A 22,940-nucleotide genomic window follows, 5' to 3' on the forward strand; every position below is an offset into this window, starting at 1 on the left:
TCTCATCGGGAAAGGCCGGTCCGGCTGATCCATAGGATGCCGGGCATGGCCCCTGGGGCCGCTGATTCTGCTGGTGGGACCACCCCCCGCGTCCAACGGGTCCTGCTCGAAGGGGAATTCTGTGCTCGCTGCGTTCTCTGGTTCCTCGGCGCCCCGCGCGTCCGCCAGGCACTACGGCACCGCCGTGGCCGCGAGAGGCATGTCCCGCCTCGCCGCCGCGGCCCTGGTGTCCGGGCTGGTGGCCGCCGCCGCGCTGACCGGCGCCGGCCGGGCCGCGGCCGACGACGGGACCGCCCAGAGCCAGAGCGGGGCGACGGCGACGATGAGCGGCCTGAAGACCTACGGCGAGGCCGTGGTCCACGGCGACAGCGGCGACGAGCAGGTGGCCGCGGGCCTGTTCGAGATGTCCGTGGACGGCGGCGGCACGCTCCAGACGTACTGCGTGGACCTCCACAACCCCACCCAGCGGGACGCCAAGTACCACGAGACGGCGTGGAGCGGCACCTCGCTCGGCGCCAACAAGAACGCCGGCCACATCCGCTGGATCCTCCAGAACTCCTACCCGCAGGTCAACGACCTCGCCGCGCTGGCCCGCAAGGCCGGCGCCGGCAGCCTCACGGAGCAGGACGCGGCGGCCGGCACCCAGGTGGCGATCTGGCGCTACTCGGACGGCGCGGACGTCGACGCCGTCGACCCGGAGGCCGAGAAGCTGGCCGACTACCTGGAGAAGAACGCCCGCGGCCAGAACGAGCCGCCGGCCTCGCTGACCCTCTCCCCGTCGGCCGTGTCCGGCCGTCCGGGCGGCCTGCTCGGCCCGGTGAGGGTCAGCACCAACGCGCGCGGCGTCACCGTGATCCCGCCGTCCGACGCGGCCCTGAGCGGCGTACGGATCACTGACAGGACCGGCAGGCCGGTCAGCACGGCGCAGAACGGCAGCGAGCTGTACTTCAAGGTCCCCGACGACGCGGCCGGGGGCACCGCCCACGCGTCCAGCAGTGGGGGAGGCTCCGCCGAACTGACGGTGCAGGCGTCGACCACCGTCCCCGTCGGCCGGGCCTTCACCTCCGACAGCCGCAGCCAGACGCAGATCCTGGCGGGCTCCAGCGAGTCGACGGTCACCGCGACCGCGAACGCGACCTGGGCGGACCAGGGGGCGATACCGGCACTGTCGGCGCAGAAGAACTGCGCCCGGAGCGGCCTGGACATCACCGCGGCCGACACCGGGGACAAGCCGTTCACCTTCGAGCTGGTGAGCACCGAGTACACCATCCCCGCCGGCACCTCGCGGACGGTGAACGTCCCGCTCCAGGAGGACCAGGCCTACGACTTCACGATCACCGGCCCGAACGGTCTGGAACGCCGCTTCACCGGCGTCCTCGACTGCAAGACGCAGGGCAGCGACGCAGGCCTCGGCACCCGGACCCTCAGCGAGCCCAGCCCCGCCTCGGTCGGCGGCACCGCGGCCGACGTCAACCTGGCCGCGACCGGCGGCGACTCGGCGACCGGCGTGATCACGGGCGTGGCCATCGGCCTGGTGGTGATCGGCGGGGCGGTCCTGGTGATTCTGCGCCAGCGGGAGAACCAGCAGACCGACTGACTCCGGGACGGGCACTATGACGTCATGCCCGACTCCCCTGACAAGTCGTCGTCCTCGAACTCGATCCTGTCCCTGTGGTCGCACGACTCGGTGCTGTCGATCGGCTCGGTGGGCTCCGTGCTCTCCATCGGGTCGGTCGGCTCGGCCCTGTCCGTCGGCTCGATCGGCAGCGCCCTCTCGGCCGGCTCGATCGGCTCGGCCCTGTCACTCGTCTCAGCCGGCTCCTGGCTGAGCACCGGCTCCGTCCTCTCGGCCAACTCCCGCTGGTCGGCCCTCTCCTGGCACTCCAACCGCACCTTCCGCACGGCCGGCGCCCTGACAGCGGCCGCGGCGACCGCCCTCCTCCTCCACAGAACCCTGCACAGGCCCACCGCCCCCTGACCAGATCCCGTCATCACGATGCACAGCAACCCCTGACAACCGCCGGCGTCCGAATACCGCGCCCTATGCGCCGCTTTGGCCGTCTTCGAAGACGAAGAGCGGTTTGGTGCCGTGTGCGGGTGCTTCGGCGAGCGAGATGGCTTCGGTGAAGTGTTCGAGCGGGAACGGCCTGCCCTGCGGGATGGTCAGCACTTCGCCGGTGACGAGGTCGCGCACCTCGGACAGCGCGCGCAGCGTGTCCGTGGGTGAGGTGGCGCCGAACCAGCGGTTCAGCCAGAAGCCGCGGACCGCCTTGGTCTCGTAGATGACCGAGCGTGCCAGGAGCGGGATCGTCAGCGCCGCCGGGTCGGTCTGCCGGTGGGTGGAGAGCGCGCCGTAGACCACCACCTCCCCTCCCGGAGCCAGCGCCTCGGACACCTGGGCACCCACCTGGCCCGCGACACAGTCGACGGCCTTGCGCACGCCGGCCGGTCCCGCGATCTCGGCCACGCGCCGCAACAGGTCCTCGTCCCCGGTGCAGACGACCTCGTCGCCCCCGAGGGCCTTGAGCTCCTCGACGGCAGCGCGCCGCCGTACGACGTTGATCGTCCGGATACCCAGATGCCCGGCCAGCTGAATGACGAGCCGGCCGACGGTGGAGCCCGCGGCCGTCTGCAGCAGCCATTCACCCGGCTGTACGTCGAGTTCGCGAGTCACCAGGAGCAGCGCGGTCAACGGGTTGACCGCGAGCTGGCAGGCGCTGGAGTCGCTCAGACGGTCGGGGACCGGAAGGAGCCTGTGCGTATCGGCGACGAGGAATTCCTGCCAGGTGCCCTCCACCCGCGGCCCGGGTACCGCCGGGACGGCCACGACCACCACCCGCTCGCCGATCTCCGGTCCTTCGGTGTCCGGGCCCAGCGCCTCGACACGGCCCACGCACTCCATGTGGCCCCCGACGGCGGGGAAGGCGGGGGAGAAGCCGTAGCGACCACGCAGTACGTGCAGATCGCTGGCGTGGATCGGCGTCGCCCGCACACGGATCAACGCCTGACCGGCTCCCGGCGTCGGAACGGGCCGGGACTCCAGCCGCAGGACGTCGCCCGGTTCGCCGAGCTCTCCGGCTACGAGCGCCCGCATGGACCGTGGCATGAGCGAACTCTCTTCTCCCACCGCCCCTTCCGCCCCTCCCAGCCTGCGCTCCCCGCCACGTGCTGTCATGTCGAAGACCGGCCGTCGGCCGAGGCCAGGCGAGGAGACTTGAGTCTCCCGTAGGGGGAGACCCGAAGGTGGGGGCATGGACGGCGACACGCTCTACTCGATCGGCGAGCTCGCTCGGCGGACCGGTCTCACGGTCAAGACCATCCGCTTCTACTCCGATCGCGGAATCGTGGCGCCGACGGACCGCAGCCCGGCCGGCTACCGCCGCTACGACATCGGCGCCGTCGCACGCCTTGACCTGGTACGGACCCTGCGCGAGCTGGGACTGGACCTTCCCACGATCCGCAAGGTCCTGGACCGCGAGCTCTCGCTTCCCGAGGCCGCCGCGGTGCACGCCGAGGCCCTTGCGGTGCAGATCCGCGTGCTGCGCCTGCGGCGCGCGGTACTGACGGCGGTGGCCGAGCGCGGGTCCACACCCGAGGAGACAGAGTTCATGCACCGACTGGCCCAGCTCTCCGAGGACGAACGCCGACGTCTGATCGGCGACTTCCTCGACGCCGTCTTCGGCGGTCTCGACACCGCTTCCGCATTCGCGGGGGCCATGCGCTCGATGACCCCCGAACTGCCCGACGACCCCGAGCCGGAGCAGGCCCGGGCATGGGTGGAGCTGGCCGAGATGTCGCTGGACCCGGCCTTCCGCGCCGCCCTGCGGCGGATGATCGAGGACCAGGCGGCCGAATGGGCCCACAGCGACCCGACCGGCCCGCGCCGCGACATCACCGCAGCCGTCCGTGACCAGGCAGCCCCGGCCCTGGCCGCCGGAATCGACCCGGCCTCGCCCCGGGCCGATCCGGTCGTGACGGCGTTCACGGCGTACTACGCCCACCTCCTCGGCCGCCCCGACCCCGACGACCCCGAACTTCGCCACCGGCTGGCGACCCGGCTGGAGACCGTGAACGATCCTCGCAGGGAGCGCTACCTCCACCTGCTCGCCGTGGTCAACGGCTGGCCGGCCCCGGAGAGCCTGGCCCCGGTGCTCGACTGGTCCGTCGAGGCTCTGCGCCTCCGCACACCGCTCTGACAGGCCGATCGCACAGGTCCGTCACCGGGCAGCGCGCGCGGTGACGGCCCCCGACTTCCCCGCTTCCACGACACCGTGCCCGATGCCCGCCCCCGCGAGGGAGGCGCCAGCCGGAGGAGCAAGGCATCCTCGCCAGGGACCGCCACGGCCCCGACGATACCGGCGACAAGGCCGTCCGAGGCTCCCCGAGGCCGCTCGACGGCAACCGGCAGTGACCGGCGGTCCACCGCCACCACCGCCGAACCCCCAGGTCACAGCCCCCGCACCAAACGGGTTAACACCCGAGGCTGGACGTCAGGCAAGATGGGGTGTATCTGCCCACTGCCAGATTTCAAGCTGCCGGACGGTTTCTCTTGGCTGAGTACATCTACACCATGCGCAAGACGCGCAAGGCAATCGGCGACAAGGTGATCCTTGACGACGTTTCGCTGAACTTCCTGCCCGGCGCGAAGATCGGTGTGGTCGGCCCGAACGGAGCCGGTAAGTCGACCATTCTGAAGATCATGGCGGGGCTTGACCAGCCGTCCAACGGCGATGCCTTCCTCTCGCCGGGATACACCGTCGGCATCCTGCTCCAGGAGCCGCCGCTCAACGAGGACAAGACCGTCCTGGAGAACGTCCAGGAAGGTGTCGCCGAGGTCAAGGGCAAGCTCGACCGGTTCAACGAGATCGCCGAGCTGATGGCCACGGACTACTCCGACGCGCTGCTCGACGAGATGGGCAAGCTCCAGGAGGAGCTCGACCACGCCAACGCGTGGGACCTCGACGCCCAGCTGGAGCAGGCCATGGACGCCCTCGGGTGCCCGCCCGGCGACTGGCCCGTCACCACCCTCTCCGGTGGTGAGAAGCGGCGTGTGGCGCTGTGCAAGCTGCTGCTGGAGGCCCCTGACCTGCTGCTCCTCGACGAGCCCACCAACCACCTCGACGCCGAGTCGGTGAACTGGCTGGAGCAGCACCTCGCCAAGTACGACGGCACCATCGTCGCCGTCACCCACGACCGGTACTTCCTGGACAACGTGGCCGGCTGGATCTGCGAGGTCGACCGCGGCCGCCTCCACGGCTACGAGGGCAACTACTCCAAGTACCTGGAGACCAAGACGACCCGTCTCAAGGTCGAGGGGCAGAAGGACGCCAAGCGGCAGAAGCGGCTCAAGGAAGAGCTGGAGTGGGTGCGGTCCAACGCCAAGGGGCGTCAGGCCAAGTCCAAGGCGCGTCTCGCCCGCTACGAGGAGATGGCCGCCGAGGCCGACAAGATGCGGAAGCTGGACTTCGAGGAGATCCAGATCCCGCCGGGCCCGCGGCTCGGCAGCATCGTCGTCGAGGTCACCAACCTCACCAAGGGCTTCGGCGACAAGGTCCTCATCGACGACCTGAGCTTCACGCTGCCGCGTAACGGCATCGTCGGCGTCATCGGTCCGAACGGCGCGGGCAAGACCACCCTCTTCAAGATGATCCAGGGCCTCGAGACCCCGGACTCCGGCGACATCAAGGTCGGCGAGACCGTCAAGATCTCGTACGTCGACCAGAGCCGAGCCAACATCGACCCCAAGAAGACGCTGTGGGCGGTCGTCTCCGACGAGCTCGACTACATCAACGTCGGACAGGTCGAGATGCCGTCCCGGGCCTACGTCTCCGCCTTCGGCTTCAAGGGGCCCGACCAGCAGAAGCCCGCCGGCGTCCTCTCCGGCGGTGAGCGCAACCGGCTGAACCTGGCCCTCACCCTCAAGCAGGGCGGCAACCTGCTGCTCCTCGACGAGCCGACCAACGACCTCGACGTCGAGACCCTCAGCAGCCTCGAGAACGCGCTCCTGGAGTTCCCCGGCGCGGCCGTGGTCGTCTCCCACGACCGCTGGTTCCTCGACCGGGTCGCCACCCACATCCTCGCCTACGAGGGCGAGTCCAAGTGGTTCTGGTTCGAGGGCAACTTCGAGTCGTACGAGAAGAACAAGATCGAGCGGCTCGGTGCGGACGCCGCGCGCCCGCACCGTGCCACCTACAAGAAGCTGACCCGGGGCTGATCGATCTTGCGCCATCTCTACCGCTGCCCCCTGCGCTGGTCCGACATGGACGCGTACGGCCATGTCAACAACGCGGTCTTCATCCGCTACCTGGAAGAGGCCCGGATCGACTTCCTGTTCCGCCCGGACAAGGATTTCAAGCAGGGGTCCGTGGTGGCGCGCCACGAGATCGACTACAAGCGGCAGCTCGTCCACCGGCACCACCCGGTCGACATCGAGCTGTGGATCACCGAGGTCAGGGCCGCGTCCTTCACCATCACCTACGAGGTGAAGGACGACGACCTGGTCTACGTGCAGGCCTCGACGGTGGTCGTGCCCTTCGACTTCGAGACGGGCCGGCCGCGCCGGATCACCGCCGAGGAGCGGGACTTCCTCTCGGAGTACCGCGACGACGACAAGGAGGAGGCCGTCGCCGCATGACGGTGCTCCACCTCGCTGACGACGGGGAGGCGGCGGATCTCGCGGCCTTCCTCTCCAGGCTGCTGCGCTACGACCGCTCGGCCGCCGTGCGGTTGCAGGCGGCCGGTACCGCACTCGCCGTCTTCGGGCGGCCGCCGTCCTTCGAGGTGCTGGCGATCCGCGCGGTGCGGCTCGCCAAGCCGTACGAGGACGGGCTGGACGTCACCCTCGACGTGACCGTGTCGGCGGGGGAGCTGCTGGAGGCGGTGGACGAGCAGGCCGCCACCGCCGCCGTGCCGGGGGCGGTGACCGGGCCGCCGTGGGCCGGGGTGCTGCCGCCCCGGGGCGGCTGGCGGGCCGAGCCGGGGCTGCTCGCGCCCCGGGAACTGCGGGCCATGGTCGCCGCCGCGGTCGGCGAGTTCCGGTCCCGTACCGAGGAGTTGGCCCCGGACGGTCGTACCCGGGCCGAACTCGACCGGATCGGACGGGACATCTGGTCCCGGACGGTCGGCGGCACCCGGCTGCCGGTCCGGGCCGTGCACGCGGCACAGTCACTGGGTTTCCTGCGGCCGGGCGCCGAGCCGGGCGACGAGGCCGTGCTGCTCTCGGCGGGGGCGTGGCTGCGGCTGCGGACGCCGTTCGGGTCGATCGCCGTACGACGGGCGGGACTCGGAGCCCTGGACGTCAGCGTCCGCTGAGCGCTGCTCCAGCACGGGTCCACCATGGGGATTAATCGGCACATATGACTGGTGCGTCGTGGTGGTTTCGTTACGGAGAGTATCTACCGTGGCGTGTTCCGACCACGAAAGGTGCCAGTGTGGGGACTCGCTTCGGACTGGAACGGAGAACGGCGCTCGGGGGCGCGCTCACGGCGCCGGCCGCGATCGTCGCCGCCTCGGCCGTACCGGGAACGGCCTCCGCCGTCACCGACGGAGACGGCTCTCCCGTCGCCGCGCTGCGCGACGGCCCGTTCGGCTCGTTCGGCGTACTGGACGGCTCGGGCCGGCCGCCCTACGGCCACGGCGGCCTCGGGATCGAGGTGGCGGACAAGTCCACCTCGCTCAGCACGCCCGGTGAGGCCGTCCACTTCGGCAACGAGGTCGACTTCTACGGCGACCCGGTCCTGAAGCTGCATCAGGTCGGCTTCCACGTCTTCCAGACCGGCGAGAACGTCACCTACGGCGGCACCGGTGTGAGCATGCCGAACATCAGGTTCGAGATCAGTCCGGACCTCGCCACCTCCACCGCCGCCGGTGGTGCGGAGCCCGTCATCCACACCCCTGAACCGCCGCCCGCCGAAGACCGGGAAGTCCGGCCGGCGGTCAGTCGGGTGTGTTGACCATCGACGCGGCCGCGTAGGTGAGGTAGTTCCAGAGCTGCTCGCGGTGCTCCTCGGAGAGGCCGAGCTCGTCCACGGCCACCCGCATGTGCTGCAACCAGGCGTCATGCGCCGCCCGGTCCACGGCGAACGGCGCGTGCCGCATCCGCAGCCGCGGGTGGCCGCGGTTGTCGCTGTACGTCGTGGGGCCGCCCCAGTACTGGATGAGGAACAGGGTGAGCCGTTCCTCGGCCGGTCCCAGGTCCTCCTCCGGGTACATCGGCTTGAGGATCGGATCCTCGGCGACGCCCTGGTAGAAACGGTGGACCAGGCGGCGGAAGGTCTCCTCCCCGCCGACCTGCTCGTAGAAGGTCTTCTCCTGAAGCGTGCCGCGCCGGATCTCTCTCACTCGTACATGGTCTCAGACGGGGTGACCCAGGACTCAAGGCTTAGGACCCCGGGCAGGGGCACGCACCTAGGGTGGAGACATGGGCGGCTACGACAGCGAGACCGAGGGGCTCGCCGCCGCGGCCCGGGCCGCGCTGGTGCGGAAGATCGACGCCGAGGGGGTCTGGGCGGCGCAGCCGGCATGGCGGGAGGCGTTCGCGCAGGTGCCCCGGCATCTGTTCGTGCCCTACTACTACGTCGCCGGGGCGCGCGGCTACGAGCGCCGGTGGGGCGAGAGCCCGGATCCGGCGGCCCGGGAACGGTGGGTGCGGGGCGCCTACGAGGACGTACCGCTGGCCACCCGGCTGCGCGACGGCGAACTGCTGTCCTCCAGCAGCCAGCCCTCGCTGATGGCGCGGATGCTGGTCGCGCTGGGGGTCGCGGACGGCGACCGGGTCCTTGAGATCGGTGCGGGGACCGGGTACAACGCGGCGCTGCTGGCGCACCGGCTGGGCGACGACGACCTCGTCACCACCGTCGACGTGGAGCCGGAGATCAGCGAGTCCGCGCGACGGCACCTGGCCGCGGCGGGGTACCGGCCGGCCGTGGTCACGGGGGACGGGGCGCGGGGGGTGCCGGAGCGGGCGCCGTTCGACCGGATCATCGCGACGTGTGCGCTGCCGAGCGTGCCGCGGGCGTGGGTCGCGCAGTGCGCGGAGGGTGCGCGGATCCTCACGCCGGCGGCCACCGGGTTGCTTTCGCTGACCGTGCGGGGTGGGTGTGCCGAGGGGAGGTTTCTGCCGTCGGCGGCGTTCTTCGTGCCGTTGCGGGGCGTGGCGAGGGCGCGGGTGGCGGGGGATGCGGGTGGGGTGCCGCCCGGGGCTCTGGGGGACGAGCTGTTCCAGTTCTTCGCCGAGCTGACCCAGGGGGTGCTCGGTCCGCGGGAGGCCTATGAGGTGTGGGCGCGGGAGGGGATGCCCGGACGGGAGCGGTTCGGGGTGAGCGTCGAGAAGGACGGGGAGTGGGTGTGGCTGGACGACCGGGAGGGGCCGTGTGTCTGGCCGCTCCCGGTCTGACTTCGGCAGAAGGCCGAATGCGGTTGCCCGCGCCCACGCGGCGGAGCCGCAAGTCAATGCGGCCCCGCGCCCTTACGGGGTGCTACAGGCTCAGCCTCGTCGGACAGTGATCGTCGTCCAGGCCCCGACATGAACCCGGTCGCCGTCCTGCAGCGGTACCGGGACGAACGGCTGGATCGGCTCCTCGCCGCCGTTCACCGTGGTGCCGTTCGTCGAGTTCTGGTCGACGACCGCCCAGTTGCCGTCCGGCTGCTGGACCAGGACCGCGTGCTGGTGCGAGACGCCCGGGTCCTCCGGCGGTACCGACAGGTCGATGTCGGGGGTGTCGCCGGTGGAGTGCCGGCGGCGGCCGATGGTGACCTGGTTGCCGGTGAGCGTGCGCTGCTGCTCCGGGGAGTACGCGGGCAGGTTGAGGCCGGCCGCCTCCGGGCCCGAGCGCTGCATCATCGCCATGAAGTACTCGCGGTCCGGACCGATCGTCGCCGTCCAGGTCGCCGGACCCCGCGGGGCCTGCGGGAAGGCGGGGGCGGGCGGGCCCTGCGTGGCGCCGGGCTGCGGGTAGCCGTAGCCGCCCGGACGGCCCCCTCCGGGACCCGCGGGGCCCGGAGGGGAGATCACCCAGTCGTCGTCAGCGCCGCCGAAGGACGGACCGCCGGCCGGCGGCCTGGTCTCCTGCGGGAAGCCGGGCGGCGCGGGCGGGGCCGACTGCTGGAAGGCCCCGGGGGCGCCACCGGTGGTCGCACCGGGGCCGCCGGGCGGCGGCGGAACCGGCGGCCGGGACGGGTCCGAGCCGCCGAAGGGCCCGGCGCCGGGGGCGCCGGAGGGATCGCGGGTGTAGGGGCCGGAGGGCTGGCCGGCACCGGGCGGGGCGCCGAACGCGGACGGCGGACCGCCGGCGTTCTGGCCGGGGGCGCCGCCGAACTGCGGAGGCGGCGCCGAGGGACCGCGCTCACCGCCGAAGGGCGGGGGACCGGACTGGCCGCGGTCGCCGCCGAACCCGGGCTGACCGGGGGGACCCGACTGGCCGCGGTCACCGCCACCGAACGCAGGCGGGCCGGACTGGCCGCGGTCACCCGCACCGAAGCCCGGCTGACCGGGGGGACCGGACTGGCCGCGGTCACCGCCGAACCCGGGCTGACCGGGCGGGCCGGACTGGCCCCGGTCGCCGCCGTATGCCGACGGGTCGCCGCCGAACGCCGACGGGCCGCCGCCGCGCTCGCCCGCGAACGGCGTCGGGCCCGAGGGCTCGCTGCCGAAGGACGGGATCGGCTCGGCCGGGCGGTTCATCTGCGAGGGGCGCGAGCCCTGGTACTCGTACGAGTCGCCGCCGCCGAACGTCGGCGGGGCCGGCGGCCGGAAGGTGGGCGCGGCCTGACCGCCCGCCGGCGGCCGCGGGGCCGCCGGGGTGTACGAGGTGGCCGTGTTGGTCAGGAAGTTCCAGCGGCACTCCTCGCAGAACGGCGCACCGCCCTCACGGGGCGTACGGCACTGCGGGCACAGCTCCGGCTCGGGTCCGTTCGGCACGGCGGACAGATGGCGGCCGCCGCCCATCGGGCCGCCCGCCATCGGGCCACCGGCCGGGGCGCCGGGCGCGGGCGGCGGGAAGCCGTAGCCGCCGGCGGTCGGCGGGGGCGGCGGAGGTACGGCACCGGCCATGCGGTGACCGCACACCTCGCACCAGTCGTCGGAACCCGACTGGTGTCCGTTCGGGCAGGTCGGCATGGCGGGCTTCCCTCTCTGTCAGGTTCGTCCTGAGCCTGTCTGGATGGTCCTGCGTGTGGGACTGTCAGGTCACTTCTTTACACGAACAGTCTTTGTGGACCGTGTCTCGAGAGTCATCTCGTCGGCCTCCTCGACCTTCGCCTTCAGTCGCACAGTACCTGTCGTGGCGTCGACCACGTCCACCACCTTCGCAAGCAGTTTCGCAGTATCCGCGTTCCCGGAAGCGCTTGCCAACTGAACGGCCCGACCCAGTTTGGCCGTTGCCCCATCCATATCGCCCGCTTTGCGGAGATCCAGCCCCTGTTGGATGGCTTGTGCCAGTTCGGCCTGACCTGTGTAGTGGGCGACTTGGGGGTTGATGGAGGTGGAGGCGACCATGTCGTCCGTCCACACCGCCCTGACCAGGCCCTGCGCGCCCAGGTTCTGGACGCTGCCGTCGGGCTGCGGGACGACCAACGAGACGCGCGCGGCGAGCATTTCCTGGCCGAGGCCGGCCGTGGGGACCTCCACGCAGACGTGGTAGTCGCGGGACTCGTCGCCCCAGGAGCCGGTCGGGTAGTCCCCGGCGCGCGGCCCCGCCTCGGTGCGCCGGTCGGTCAACGCCTCGACCGTGGGCGCCACTTGCTTGACGAACTTGATGGTCGTGCCGACCGGGGTCCACAGCCGCAGCGCGACGTCCGCGACCTCCTTGCCCATCGCCGTCTCCATCATCTGCGTGAAGTCGGCGGCCAGACCGGTGGGGTCGGCGACTATGTCGGAGGTGCCGAGGAGCGCGGAGGCGATCCCTGTGACTTCTTTCACTTCCCAGTCGGTGCCCACACCCCGGGCGTCACAGGTGAACCGTCCGGCACAGGAGTCCAGGGCGGCCTTCAGGTCCTCCGGCGCCTCGTGCTCGTTGCGGCCGTCGGTGAGCAGGATGCCGTGCCGGATGGTGACGTCCGCGGAGGACAGCAGCCGGTCGGCGAGCCGGAGCCAGGTGCCGATCGCCGTACCGCCGCCCGCGCTCAGCCGGCGCAGCGCCTGCTTGGCCTGCTCCCGGGTGGTGCGGTCGGCCACCGCGAGCCGCCCGCCGCCCGGGTAGACCTCCTTGGCGACGTGCGTACCGCCGATCACCGCGAAGTGGGTGCCGTCGCGCAGGGTGTCGATCGCGGCCGCCGTGGCGTCCCGGGCGTTGCGCATCTTGGTGGGCGGGTAGTCCATCGAGCCCGAGCAGTCGACCATGATCGCCACCCCGGCGGAGGGGCCCTGCCCGGGGGCGTACGACGCCCCGACCGCGGTCCCGACGGTGCCGCCGCCGGTCGCCGTCACCGTGACGATCGCGTTGACCTCGCGGCCGCCGTCCGGCAGGTACTCGTTCTGGTACACGTCCACCGAGAACTGTGGCACGTTCGACTTCGAGAAATTGGCCATGACTGCTCTGGTCCCCCTCCACCCCACGCGTGGTGGGTGCTGACGGTGTGCGGACCGGTCCCCTCCGGTCCGCCGTTACTGCCCCGTGCGACGCGTCCCTGTACGTCTCTTCCCCGTTGCTCTTCCCCGTTTGCGGCCGTTTTGCGGCGGCCTCAGGCGGATCCTGCCCCCTGCGGCGGTTCCGGGAACGGCAGCAGCGCCACTGTTACGTTGTCGTGGCCCCCACCGTCCAGGGCGTGGCCGACCAGTACCCGGGCCGCGTGCAGCGGCCGCCGGTCCGCGTCCGCGGGGACGATCTCGGACATCTCCTCGGCCGTCTCCGCGTAGTTCCACAGGCCGTCGGTGCACACCACCACCACACCGGACCGGTCCGGCTTGAAGGACGCGGTGTGCGGCTCCAGCTCGTAGGCGTCCGCGCCGAGCCAGCCGGTGATCGCGTGGGCGCGCTCGTCGGCGTACGCCTCCGCCTCGCTCATCAGACCCGCGGCGACCATCTGCGCGGCCCAGGAGTCGTCCTCGGTGAGCCGGACCGCCGGTGCGCTCCGGTCCACCGGCACCCAGTAGACGCGGCTGTCGCCCACCCAGCCGACCACCAGCAGGCCCGAGGCCACGATCGAACCGACGATCGTGCACGCCGGGGCGTTCTGGTGCGGGGTGTGCTCACGGGCCGACGGGGGCTCCTCCGCGAGGGCGTTGACGGCCTGGGAGGCGGCGACGATCGCGTCGTGCATCGCCTGCTGCGGGTGAGTGCCCTGCTCCAGCGCGGCCAGCAGCGCCTCGATCGCGGCCCGGGAGGCGGCCATGGAGGCCTCGTCGGGGCGGGTCGCCGAGGAGACGCCGTCGCAGACGACCGCCAGCGAGGCCGGGGTGCCGTCGGGCAGCGTGGTGTGGCCGACGGCGAACGCGTCCTCGTTGCGGTGGTGGCGCAGCCCGCGGTCGCTGACGGCGGCCACCGGGCCCGACTCCTGCTCCATGTGGTCGCGTTCGCGGGGCTGGGCGTGCCCGCAGTTCTCGCAGTAGCCGTCGTCGTCGACCCGGCCCGCGCGGCAGGCCACGCACACCTTCGGCAGCTCGGTGGTCTCGGCCGACCCGGTGGTCTCCGCGGCGGAGGCGGCCACCCGCGGGTCCGGCGCCTGGAGCGGGTACTCGTCCGGCTCCGGAGGCCGGTCGAACCGCACCCCCGAGGCCGGCGACACCGGCGAACCGTGCGGCGCCGGGGAGTCCGGGGAACCGTGCGGGGGCGGCGACACCGGCAGCGAGCTGCCGCCCGAGTCGGTGCCGGGCAGGTCGGTCGGCAGGTGCGGTGCCGCGGGCGTACCGGAGCTCTCCGGCTCGGGCGGGGGCCAGTCCACGCCCGAGGATCCCACACCGGCGGCGCCCATGGTGAGGGTCGGGTGGTCCGGCGGCGCGGCGGGCACGGCCGACAGGTCGTACCCGCACGCACCGCAGAACAGGTCACCCGATTCGAGCGGCTCCGCGCAGCTCGGGCACTTCGCCGGTGCAACCTGCTGGGGCATCTGCGACATCAACTACACCCACGTCCGGGGGCGGTAACGGTTGGCCCGTTCCACCAGGTCGATCCTCTCCTCACCGCCGGTCGCCAGTCTGGCCAGCGTGCGGTACGAGCGTTCCAGGCCGAAGCGGAGGCCCCGCTCGTCCAGACCGCTGCCGAGCAGCACCCGGCCGCCGACGGCAGGCTGGGAGTCCTGGCCTCCGGAGAGTATCCAGTCCAGCGCGCAACCGAGGACTTCCGCCGACAACTGCTCACGCCGGGCCGGATCCAGACCGTACGCGTCCAGCGCCTCGATCTGCCCGGCGGCGGCCGTCAGATCGTCCAGGAACGGCGTGTCGTCGGCCGCCGCGGTCCGGTGCCGCAGCCGCGCCCGTACGGCCGCCACCCGGGCCGCCGTGTAGTGGATCGAGGCCTCCGGCACCGACTCCAGCGTCCGTACGGCACCCCGCCGCTCCCCGGCCGCCAGCTGCACCCGGGCCAGACCGAACGCGGAGCTGACGAAGCCCGGGTCGGTCGCCCACACCAGCCGGTAGTACTCGGCCGCGTTGTCCAGCTGGCCGAGCACCTCCGCGCACAGGCCGAGCGCCAGCTTCGGCGCGGTCTCGCCCGGGAACGCGTCGTAGATCGCGTCGAAGGACAGCGCGGCGCCCTCGAAGTCGCCGGTGACCAGGGCGGCCACGCCCCGGTACCAGACCACCCGCCAGTCGTCCGGCCGCTCGTCCTCCAGCCGGCCGAGGCCCACCAGCGCGGCCTCGAAGTCGCCGTTCTCCAGCCGCGCGCGGATCTGCCGCAGCTCGGTCTCGACCGTCTGCGTCGGTGCCGCGGCCAGCGCGCTGAGCAGGCTGACCTCGCCCACCAGCGAGGTCGACAGGCCTGCCAGGAACCCGGCGTTCGGGTCGCTCTGGTCGACCAGCGGGGCCGGCAGGGCGAGCGCGGCGGCCGCGGTGGCGATGGGCCTGACCAGGGCCGGGTCGGCCGGGTCCGGCGCCGCGCCCGACGGGTCCAGCGCGAGCGTCCTGGACGCCACCGCCCGCGCCCCCAGCCGGGACACGTCCCCGTCCAGCTTCGGGAACAGCTCGGTGTCCGTGACCTTCACCTCGGGCCCGAACAGCGTCGACAGCGCGGGCCGCGCCATGCCGGACTGCACCGACACGACCTCGCGCAGCACCCCGGTCAGCTGCTCGGCCATCTCCTGCGCGGAGGCGAAGCGGCGGGCCGGGTCGGGGTCGGTGGCCCGGACCAGCAGCCGGTAGAAGGACTCGTACTGCCGGAAGACCTCGATGTTGTCCGGGTCGGGCAGCGAGTCCACGAAGACGGTCGTGTAGCCCTGGAAGTCGAAGGTGAGGACGGCGAGGGTACGGCCGACCGTGTACAGGTCGGAGGCGACGGACGGGCCGACCTCGGCGACCTCGGGCGCCTGGTAGCCGACCGTGCCGTAGATGGCCGACTCCTCGTCGTCCATCCGGCGCACCGCGCCCATGTCGATCAGCTTGAGCTGGTCCTCGGTCTGGATGGCGTTGTCGACCTTGAAGTCGCAGTAGAGGAGATTGCGGCTGTGCAGGTGCCCGAGGGCCTCAAGAGCCTCGATGCCGTACGCGCACGCCTGCTCCACCGGCAGCGGGTCCCGGCGGCCCTCCGGGGTACGCCGGTCGTTGGCGATCTCCTTGAGGGACTTGCCGCCGACGTACTCCATGACGATGTAGCCGTCGAGGGAGCCGGTGCGCTGGTCGAGGTGCTCGACGAAGTTGTAGATCCGCACGATGTTGGAGTGCTCGATCTCCGCGAGGAACCGCCGCTCGGAGATCGCGGCGTCCATCGCGTCCTGGTCGCCGGTGTCCAGCAGGCCCTTGAGCACCACCCAGCGGTCGGACACGGCCCGGTCCACGGCCAGGTAGATCCAGCCCAGGCCGCCGTGCGCGATGCAGCCCACGACCTCGTACTGGCCGTGCACCACGTCGCCGCCCTTGAGCTTGGGCACGAACGAATACGGGTTGCCGCACTTGGTGCAGAACCCCTCGGTCCGGCCCGGCCGCTCCCCGCGGGCCCGGCCCACCGGCGCCCCGCAGTCCGACCGCGAGCAGAACCGCTTCCGCTCCGGTACCTCCGGGTTCTCCAGGACCATCGCGCGCGGGTCCGGCTTCGGCACCTGCGGCACCGTGACCAGGCCCGCGCCCAGCCGGCTGCGCCCGGACGCACTCGTCGACGAACCGGAGCTGCGCACCGACACCGAACGGCCCGTCGACTTGCCCGACACGGACCGCGACAGCCGCCCGGAGACCGAGCGCCGCGACTTCGACGACTGCGACGAGGTACCCGAACTGCGGCTGCTGGAGCGCGAACTCCCGCTGCCCGTCGAGCCCCTGCCGCCGGCCGTGATCCCGGTGGGCGGCGAGCCGACCATCCCGCTCGCCGAGACGACCGGCGCCAGACCGCAGGTGTCGCAGTACAGCTCGCCGTCGCCCACGTCCTCGTAGGAACCCTCACAGCCCGGCCGCTGGCAGGTCTCTCCCGCCTGACTCACGACTACTCTCCCCTCCGGTCCTCGGGCCCGCTCTGCTGCGGCACCCGCGGCGCCCCCAGCGCCTCGGCGGCCGCCTGCTGGTAGCGCAGCACCGCCTGTTCCGCGACCCTGAGATCGCAGGGCGCGCTCCACAGCATTCGCCGGGCCGCGTCGTACCGCTCGGTCAGGAACCGGTCCTCCGCCAGCCCGTGCCGGGCCACCTTCGCCTTGTACGCGTCCAGCCGGCCGCGCAGCTCCGCGCGCACCGCGAGCGGCGCGGTGACCGCCGTCAACGACTCGCGGGCGCGCAGCAGTTCGTCGTCCGCCTTCTGCTCCAGTGATTCCAGCAGCGGCGACAGGCGGTGCCACTGGGCCTGTCTGCGGTACTCGGCGGCCGTCGACAGCTGCTCCTGCAACGCGGTCGGCGGGCCGCTGACCACCGGTACCTCGGTCGCCGCGATCTTCGCCAGCACCTCACCGCGCGCGGTGCGCGCCTCGGCGAGGGTGCGGTCCGCGCGGGACAGCACGTCCCGCAGCTTGATCAGCCGGGCCTCGGCGTCCTGCCGTACCGTCAGCACGGCGTCGATCTCCCGCCGTACGTCCTCCAGCGCCCGCGCCTCGCGGTCGTACACCGTGGTGTCGGGACGGCCGCCGCCCGGCGCCGAGCTCCCCTGCGCGGGAGCCCAGAAGGTCAGCGGGTCCGACACGACGTCCGCACGCAGCTTCGTCAGCGTCCGGGTGATCCGCTCCAGGTCGTCGCCCGCCGGGTGCTCGCCGGGGCGCACGCCGACGGAGTGCGCCAGCTTGCGGGTGCGTTGCAGCTCCGCGGCGAGTAAATCGATCCGCGCGGGCAGCGCCGACCACACCGCGTCGGCGGTGACGACCATGTCCAGCGAGGTCGCGTACAGCTCGTTCATCCGGTCGACCAGGGCCGCCAGCGAGAACCGCTCGCTGAGCCGGCCGGCCGCGGACAGCAGGGTCGGCGCGTTCGCCGTCGCGGTCGCGCTGCCCGCCACCGTCACGGACTCCCCGCGCAGCAGCTCGGTCAGCTCCACCAGGTCCTCACGGCTGGACCAGCGGCGCCGGGCCCTGATCTCCCGGGCGGAGCGCAGCGCGTCCGTGTAGGCGTCGAAGTAGGCCCACAGCAGGGTGATCGACGCGTCCGCGGCCGCCCACCGCTCCCGGGTCGTCCCGGTCAGCTCGGCGCCTTCGAGGAGCCTGCGGCCCGCGTGGTCCTGAAGGGCGAGCAGCGAGGTCTCGATCGCCTCGTGCTCCGCGCCGAGCCGCGCCAGCGCACGGTCCACCTCGTCCCGGTCCATCACCGGCCCGGCGGGGTCCGTGACGCCCATCGATCACCTCTCGCTTGTTCGTCGGGGCTGGGCCTCGCGGATGCGGGTCAGCTGCTGCGCAGGTACTGCGGCGCGGCCGGCTTCGACGCCGCCGAGTCCCCTCCCAGTGTCGCCGACAGCCACTTGTCGTACGACGCCTGCCAGCCGTCCGCCCGGTACTCCACCAGGATCTGGTTGACCCGGCGTACCAGATCGGTCGCGTCCTTCTTCATCGCCACGCCGTAGTACTCGGTGGTGAACGGGGCACCCTTCAGCTCGACCGTCGGGTCCTGGGCGGCCTGGCTGGCGGCCAGCGCCCCGTCGGTGACCACCGCGTCGACCTCCCCGAGCTGCAGCCGCACCAGGCAGTCGAGTTGGTTGGGGACGGTGGTGGAGATGTCCGCCGAGGCCACCAGCTTCCCGGACTTCCGGTCGGCGTCCAGCTTGGCGTACGCCGTCGAACCGGCCGCCGTGCAGATCTTCTTGTGCGCCAGCGTGGCGTTGTAGCCGGTGATCGACGACGACTTGGGGGCGAGGACCTGCTGCCCGGTCTTGAAGTACGGCGCGGAGAACGCGACGTCCTTCAGCCGGTCGCAGTTGATGGTCATCGTGCGCACCACCATGTCGACGCGGCCGTCCTGGATCGCCGGTATCCGCTGGCTCGTCGGAATCGCCTTGAACTGCACCGCGTTCGGGTCGCCGAGGATGTCCTGGGCGATCCGGTGCACCAGGTCGATGTCGAAACCCTCCAGCTCCGCATCCGAGTTGTTCGGGTTGCGGTAGCCCCAGCGGTAGCTGTTCTGGTCGACGCCGACGATCAGCTTCCGCTTGGCGCCGGTACGGGCCTTGATGGCGTCGATGGTGGACCCGTCCGCGCCCGACGGCGACCAGGTCTCGTTCTGCGCCTGGGAGTCGGTGCAGTCGTCGGCCCTCGCCGCGCTGCCGGTCGCCAGCCCCGGGCCGCCGAGCCCCTCGCCCCGGCCGCTCTCACCACGGGACTGGGTGAGCGGCAGCAGCAGGACGAACGCCAGCGCCAGCGCGCAGCCGACCGCCATCGCACCCACTCCGCCCCAGCCGCGCAGGGAGGCCCTCATCCGCCGCACGAACATCGCCACGCCCCCTCTCACCGGTACTCCGAAAGCCTGCGCCCGATGCCGAACAGCGCGCCCGCCGCCGCCGCGACCCCCAGCATGGCAGCGCCGATCGGCAGCCCGGCCATGGCGTCCAGCCCGTCGGTGGCGTGCGCCCTGAACTCGCCGTCCTCATGGGCCAACGCGATTCTCAGGTTGTCGTCGACGCTGTCGAAGCACTCGGCGGTCGCGTCCTTGGTGCCTATCACCTTGTCCAGCGCCGTCTGGTAGTCGCCGTTCTCGTCCGCGTCGCGTGCGTCGGCGTGCCGTTCCTTCCACACCTTCATGTTCCCCTCGGCCGCCACGACCGGCTTGCTGCCGGCCGAGTCGTCCGCGAGTTTCGCGGCCTGGGTGAGGCCCTTGCCGAGGGCGGTCATGTCCGTGTCGAAGTCGTAGTAGTACTTGTCGTACGACTTGTTGTCGACCGTGACGGTCTCGGCGCCGCGCGACACCAGGCTCAGGTTCTCGTTCCCGCGCGCCTTCAGGGAGGCGATCCGGGCGTCGTGCAGCACGTTCAGCGAGCGGACACCGTGGTCGTAGGAGTCGTTCAGGCCGGCGCGGGCGACGCTGTGGCCGACGACCAGCCACAGCAGGGTGACGACGGTGGCCGCCGAGGCCGCGACCAGGCCGTGGTTCAGCAGCCGGTTCGTCCGGCGGTAGTGGCGCAGCTGGGCCCAGGCGAGCGCGGCGAGCGCGAGGAGGCCGAGGACGATGGCCGCCCACGGGTACGGGGTCGCGTCCGAGTAGTCGGACGACAGCCGCGCGTTCTCCTTCTCGTAGAGCTCCTGGGCCGCCGGGAGCATCTCGTCCTGCATCTTGTCGTTGGCGTACCGCAGGTAGGCGCCGCCGACCGGGTAGCCCTGCCGGTTGTAGACCCTGGCCCGCTCGACGAGCCCCTTGTACTCCGGGAGCAGTTGGTTCAGCTTCGCCACGGCCTTCTCGGCGGGCGAGCCGGGCTCGGAGTTGGCGGCGGCGTTGACCAGCCCGGCGGCGGCCTTCTGGATGTCGCTCTCGTACGTCTGGCGGGAGGCCGCCGTCTCCTGACCGCCCGCCAGAAAGCCGCTGGAGGCCGCGGTGTTGGCGTCCGCCAGGTAACGGTAGATGTCGGCCGCGCCCGAACTGAGCGGCTGGCTGCGGTGCAGCACGTCGTCCGCGGCGGCCGCGCGCTCGCTCATCTGCCAGGCGGTGACGGCGCCGAACGCGACGATCAGCACGGCCAGGACGGCGCCGATGAGCCGGAGCCGGCCGGGCTCGGTGGTGGCGGCGGCGCGCACCTGCTCGACGCCCTCCGCGAACGCGGAACGGCGACGCGGGGGCGTCGCCTCGGGCGCGGGAGAGCCGGTCCGCTGCGCGGGCAGGGCGGTGCCTGCTCCTGGCGGTGCCGCGCTCTTCGTCGGCGGGTGTGTCACTTGACCTCCCCCATGGTCATCCGGTCGCCGCCCAGTATCGCCGCCCGGACTGACATTCGGCACCGGCCTTCACTGGATCTTGATCGGATCGCAGCGGAACCCCTGCCCATGAATACGCCGGGGGAATCGGTTCGGTTCCGGAGGGGTGGTGAGGGCGCGTCACGGGGCGCGGGTGCGTGGGGGCTGGTCGCGCAGTTCCCCGCGCCCCTTACGGGGCGCTGCAGTCGCGTCAGCTGCATAGCTGCGGGCAGGCGTGCCGCAGGGCGGCACGGGTGGGCGCCCGCCCCAGCCCCCACCCACCGTCACCCTTCGAAGTACCGCCGCACCCTCTCCTGCACCGACACCCCCGCCCCCACCGCGTCCAGCCCCAGCAACGCCGCCCCCAGCACCGGCCGCGCCGTCACCACGCTCGGTACCGCCTTCGGCGCCCGCGCGGCCAGCAACTCCCGCACCCCGTCGTCCAGCTGCGGATGCCCACCCGCCAGCACCCCGCCCCCCAGCAGCACCGGCGTCTCCTCGTCCAGCAGTTCCAGGCGGGTCAGCGCGACCACGGCCATGGTCACCACCTCCTGCGCCAGCCGGTCCACGACCGCCCGGGCCACCGGGTCGCCGTCGGCCGCCGTCGCGAACAGCACCGGCGTCAACTCGTGCCGGCGGGCGGGCTCGACCTCCTCCCGGTGCAGGGCCTCGATCAGGGCGAGCATGCTGCCGTACCCGAAGTGCGCCGGGAGGGTGCGGGCCAGGGCGGTGTGCTCCCCGCGGCCGTCCTCCGCGCGGGCCGCGTGCCACAGGGCCTCCTCCGCCAGCCCCCAGCCGCCGCCCCAGTCACCGGAGACCCGGCCGAGGGCGGGGAAGCGGGCGGTACGGCCGTCGGGGCGCATGCCGACGCAGTTGATGCCGGCGCCGCACACGACGGCGACCCCGCGCGGCTCGGTGACACCGGCCCGCAGGATCGCGAAGGTGTCGTTGCGGACCGCCACCGTCGTCCCCCACGCGCGCGTGGCCAGCGCGGCGGCCAACTGCTCCTCCTCGAAGGGGAAGTCGGCGTTGGCCAGGCACGCCGAGACGTGGGCGGCCGAGGTGACCCCGGCGGCGCCGTACGCCTCGGCGACCGCCGCGGCCACCTCGTCCACGGCCTGCTCCACGCCCACCACCGGCGGCCGGAAACCGCCGGCCCGGGCCGTGGCGAGGACCTCGCCGTCCGCCGCCACCACCGCGACGTCGGTCTTGCTGTTGCCCGCGTCGATGGCGAGGACACTTGCGGTCAGGCCCACGCGAGGTGCTCCCGGTTGTGCGCGATCAGTCGGTCGGTCAGGGCGTCGGCGTACTCGTACTGGCCGACCAGGGGATGGGCGAGCAGCGCCCGGAAGACGCGGTCCCGGCCGCCGCGCAGGGCCGCCTCCAGGGCCAGGTCCTCATACGCCGTCACGTTCGCGACGAGCCCGGCGAAGAGCGGGTCGACGTCCGGGACGGGCAGCGGCACCGGGCCGTTCGCGCCCACCGCCGCCTGGACCTCGATGACCGCGTCGTCGGGGAGGAAGGGCAGGGTGCCGCCGTTGTACGTGTTCACCACCTGGTAGGGGTTCCCGGCGCCGCCGAGCAGGGCCGCGGCCAGGTCGACCGCCGCCTCCGAGTAGTAGGCGCCGCCCCGCCTGGCGAGCAGCTCCGGCTTCTCGTCCAGGGCCGGGTCGCCGTACATCTCCAGCAACTGCTTCTCCATCGCGGCCACTTCGGCCGCCCGGGACGGCTTGGTGCGCAGTTCCCGTACCACCTCGTCGTGCGCGTAGTAGTAGCGCAGGTAGTAGGACGGGATGACGCCGCCCAGCCGGTCGAGGAGCGCCGGCGGCAGCTTCAGGTCGGCGGCGATCGTGTCGCCGTGCTCGCCGAGCAGCTTGGGCAGGACGTTCTCGCCCTCGGGGCCGCCGAGGCGGACCGCCGTCTCCCAGGTGAGGTGGTTGAGGCCGAGGTGGTCCAGGTGGATGTCGGACGGCGTGACCCCCAGCAGGTTCGCGAACTTCCGCTGGAAGCCGATCGCCACGTTGCACAGCCCGACCGCCTTGTGACCGGCCTGGAGCAGCGCGCGGGTCACGATCCCCACCGGGTTGGTGAAGTCGATGATCCAGGCGTTCGGGTTGGTGCCGCGGACGCGTTCGGCGATGTCCAGGACGACGGGCACGGTGCGCAGGGCCTTGGCCAGGCCGCCGGCGCCGGTGGTCTCCTGGCCGATGCAGCCGCACTCCAGCGGCCAGGTCTCGTCCTGCTGCCTGGCCGCCTGGCCGCCGACGCGCAGCTGGAGCAGCACCGCGTCGGCGCCCTCGACGCCCGCGTCCAGGTCCGAGGTGGTGACGATCCGGCCGCCGTGGCCCTGCCTGGCGAAGATCCGGCGGGCCAGTCCGCCCACCAGCTCCAGGCGTTCGGCGGCCGGGTCGACCAGGACGAGTTCCTCGATGGGCAGGGTGTCCCGCAGGCGGGCGAAACCGTCGATGAGTTCGGGGGTGTAGGTCGAGCCTCCGCCGACCACAGTGAGTTTCATA

Annotated in this window: 19 protein-coding genes; 8 read left to right on the plus strand and 11 right to left on the minus strand. The window is 72.4% G+C overall.

Features of this window, described 5'->3' with window-relative positions:
* The first annotated feature begins 199 nt into the window (after positions 1-199).
* Both ACWGKQ_RS22475 and ACWGKQ_RS22480 read left to right on the plus strand, forming a co-directional pair.
* Entirely contained in the window at positions 200-1,597 is a 1,398-nt protein-coding gene (locus ACWGKQ_RS22475) for a Cys-Gln thioester bond-forming surface protein (protein ID WP_453293780.1), read from the plus strand.
* Between the two features lie 24 nt (positions 1,598-1,621).
* On the plus strand, positions 1,622-1,978 hold the full coding sequence (locus ACWGKQ_RS22480; RefSeq protein WP_453293720.1) for a hypothetical protein: 357 nt from the start codon (positions 1,622-1,624) through the stop codon (positions 1,976-1,978).
* Positions 1,979-2,041: 63 nt separating this feature from the next.
* Here the strand turns inward: ACWGKQ_RS22480 and ACWGKQ_RS22485 are convergent, their stop codons facing one another.
* The gene (locus ACWGKQ_RS22485; RefSeq protein ID WP_453293721.1) at positions 2,042-3,106 is read right to left on the minus strand and encodes a zinc-dependent alcohol dehydrogenase family protein; all 1,065 of its coding nucleotides are present in this window, start codon (positions 3,104-3,106) and stop codon (positions 2,042-2,044) included.
* A 145-nt stretch (positions 3,107-3,251) separates the two neighbouring features.
* Here ACWGKQ_RS22485 and ACWGKQ_RS22490 point away from each other — a divergent pair, with 145 nt between their 5' ends.
* From ACWGKQ_RS22490 to ACWGKQ_RS22510, 5 genes are all read left to right on the plus strand, one after another.
* On the plus strand, positions 3,252-4,196 hold the full coding sequence (locus ACWGKQ_RS22490) for a MerR family transcriptional regulator (RefSeq protein WP_453293722.1): 945 nt from the start codon (positions 3,252-3,254) through the stop codon (positions 4,194-4,196).
* 353 nt (positions 4,197-4,549) lie between these two features.
* Positions 4,550-6,214 carry an energy-dependent translational throttle protein EttA gene (ettA, locus tag ACWGKQ_RS22495; protein WP_089105336.1) on the plus strand — a complete coding sequence of 555 codons (1,665 nt, stop codon included), beginning with the start codon at positions 4,550-4,552 and terminating at the stop codon, positions 6,212-6,214.
* Positions 6,215-6,220: 6 nt separating this feature from the next.
* Positions 6,221-6,634 (plus strand): acyl-CoA thioesterase, encoded by a 414-nt coding sequence (locus ACWGKQ_RS22500; protein WP_453293723.1) that lies wholly within the window; start codon positions 6,221-6,223, stop codon positions 6,632-6,634.
* Entirely contained in the window at positions 6,631-7,311 is a 681-nt protein-coding gene (locus ACWGKQ_RS22505; RefSeq protein WP_453293724.1) for a hypothetical protein, read from the plus strand. Before ACWGKQ_RS22500 ends, ACWGKQ_RS22505 begins: the two co-directional genes overlap by 4 nt.
* Before the next feature lie 119 nt (positions 7,312-7,430).
* Positions 7,431-7,952 (plus strand): hypothetical protein, encoded by a 522-nt coding sequence (locus ACWGKQ_RS22510; RefSeq protein ID WP_453293725.1) that lies wholly within the window; start codon positions 7,431-7,433, stop codon positions 7,950-7,952.
* Here ACWGKQ_RS22510 and ACWGKQ_RS22515 read toward each other — a convergent pair.
* The gene (locus ACWGKQ_RS22515) at positions 7,936-8,340 is read right to left on the minus strand and encodes a globin (RefSeq protein WP_453293726.1); all 405 of its coding nucleotides are present in this window, start codon (positions 8,338-8,340) and stop codon (positions 7,936-7,938) included. The genes ACWGKQ_RS22510 and ACWGKQ_RS22515 overlap by 17 nt on opposite strands.
* 79 nt (positions 8,341-8,419) lie before the next feature.
* On the opposite strand from ACWGKQ_RS22515, the gene ACWGKQ_RS22520 reads away from it, so the two are divergent.
* Positions 8,420-9,394, plus strand: a complete 975-nt coding sequence (locus ACWGKQ_RS22520) for a methyltransferase domain-containing protein (RefSeq protein WP_453293727.1) — start codon at positions 8,420-8,422, stop codon at positions 9,392-9,394.
* Between the two features lie 90 nt (positions 9,395-9,484).
* On the opposite strand, the gene ACWGKQ_RS22525 is transcribed toward ACWGKQ_RS22520, so the two are convergent.
* The 9 genes from ACWGKQ_RS22525 to ACWGKQ_RS22565 all read right to left on the minus strand — a co-directional run bounded on the left by ACWGKQ_RS22525 (position 9,485) and on the right by ACWGKQ_RS22565 (position 22,939).
* Complete coding sequence (locus ACWGKQ_RS22525) at positions 9,485-11,116, minus strand: FHA domain-containing protein (protein WP_453293728.1); 1,632 nt, start codon at positions 11,114-11,116, stop codon at positions 9,485-9,487.
* Positions 11,117-11,185: 69 nt separating this feature from the next.
* Positions 11,186-12,526, minus strand: a complete 1,341-nt coding sequence (locus ACWGKQ_RS22530; protein WP_453293729.1) for a vWA domain-containing protein — start codon at positions 12,524-12,526, stop codon at positions 11,186-11,188.
* Between the two features lie 152 nt (positions 12,527-12,678).
* Positions 12,679-14,052, minus strand: coding sequence for a protein phosphatase 2C domain-containing protein (locus ACWGKQ_RS22535; protein WP_453293730.1), 1,374 nt, complete (start codon positions 14,050-14,052; stop codon positions 12,679-12,681).
* Positions 14,053-14,055: 3 nt separating this feature from the next.
* The gene (locus ACWGKQ_RS22540) at positions 14,056-16,560 is read right to left on the minus strand and encodes a tetratricopeptide repeat protein (protein ID WP_453293731.1); all 2,505 of its coding nucleotides are present in this window, start codon (positions 16,558-16,560) and stop codon (positions 14,056-14,058) included.
* A gap of 2 nt (positions 16,561-16,562) precedes the next feature.
* On the minus strand, positions 16,563-17,888 hold the full coding sequence (locus ACWGKQ_RS22545) for a hypothetical protein (RefSeq protein ID WP_453293732.1): 1,326 nt from the start codon (positions 17,886-17,888) through the stop codon (positions 16,563-16,565).
* A 47-nt stretch (positions 17,889-17,935) separates the two neighbouring features.
* Positions 17,936-18,976 (minus strand): glutamate ABC transporter substrate-binding protein, encoded by a 1,041-nt coding sequence (locus ACWGKQ_RS22550; protein WP_453293781.1) that lies wholly within the window; start codon positions 18,974-18,976, stop codon positions 17,936-17,938.
* 14 nt (positions 18,977-18,990) lie between these two features.
* Positions 18,991-20,406: a hypothetical protein gene (locus tag ACWGKQ_RS22555; protein WP_453293733.1), complete on the minus strand. Its 1,416-nt coding sequence runs from the start codon at positions 20,404-20,406 to the stop codon at positions 18,991-18,993.
* Positions 20,407-20,708: 302 nt separating this feature from the next.
* The gene (locus ACWGKQ_RS22560) at positions 20,709-21,680 is read right to left on the minus strand and encodes an N-acetylglucosamine kinase (protein ID WP_453293734.1); all 972 of its coding nucleotides are present in this window, start codon (positions 21,678-21,680) and stop codon (positions 20,709-20,711) included.
* Entirely contained in the window at positions 21,671-22,939 is a 1,269-nt protein-coding gene (locus tag ACWGKQ_RS22565; RefSeq protein WP_453293735.1) for a 6-phospho-beta-glucosidase, read from the minus strand. The genes ACWGKQ_RS22560 and ACWGKQ_RS22565 overlap by 10 nt, the downstream gene beginning before the upstream one ends.
* Position 22,940 lies beyond the last annotated feature (1 nt).

The organism is Streptomyces sp. NPDC054770 (genome assembly GCF_053611985.1).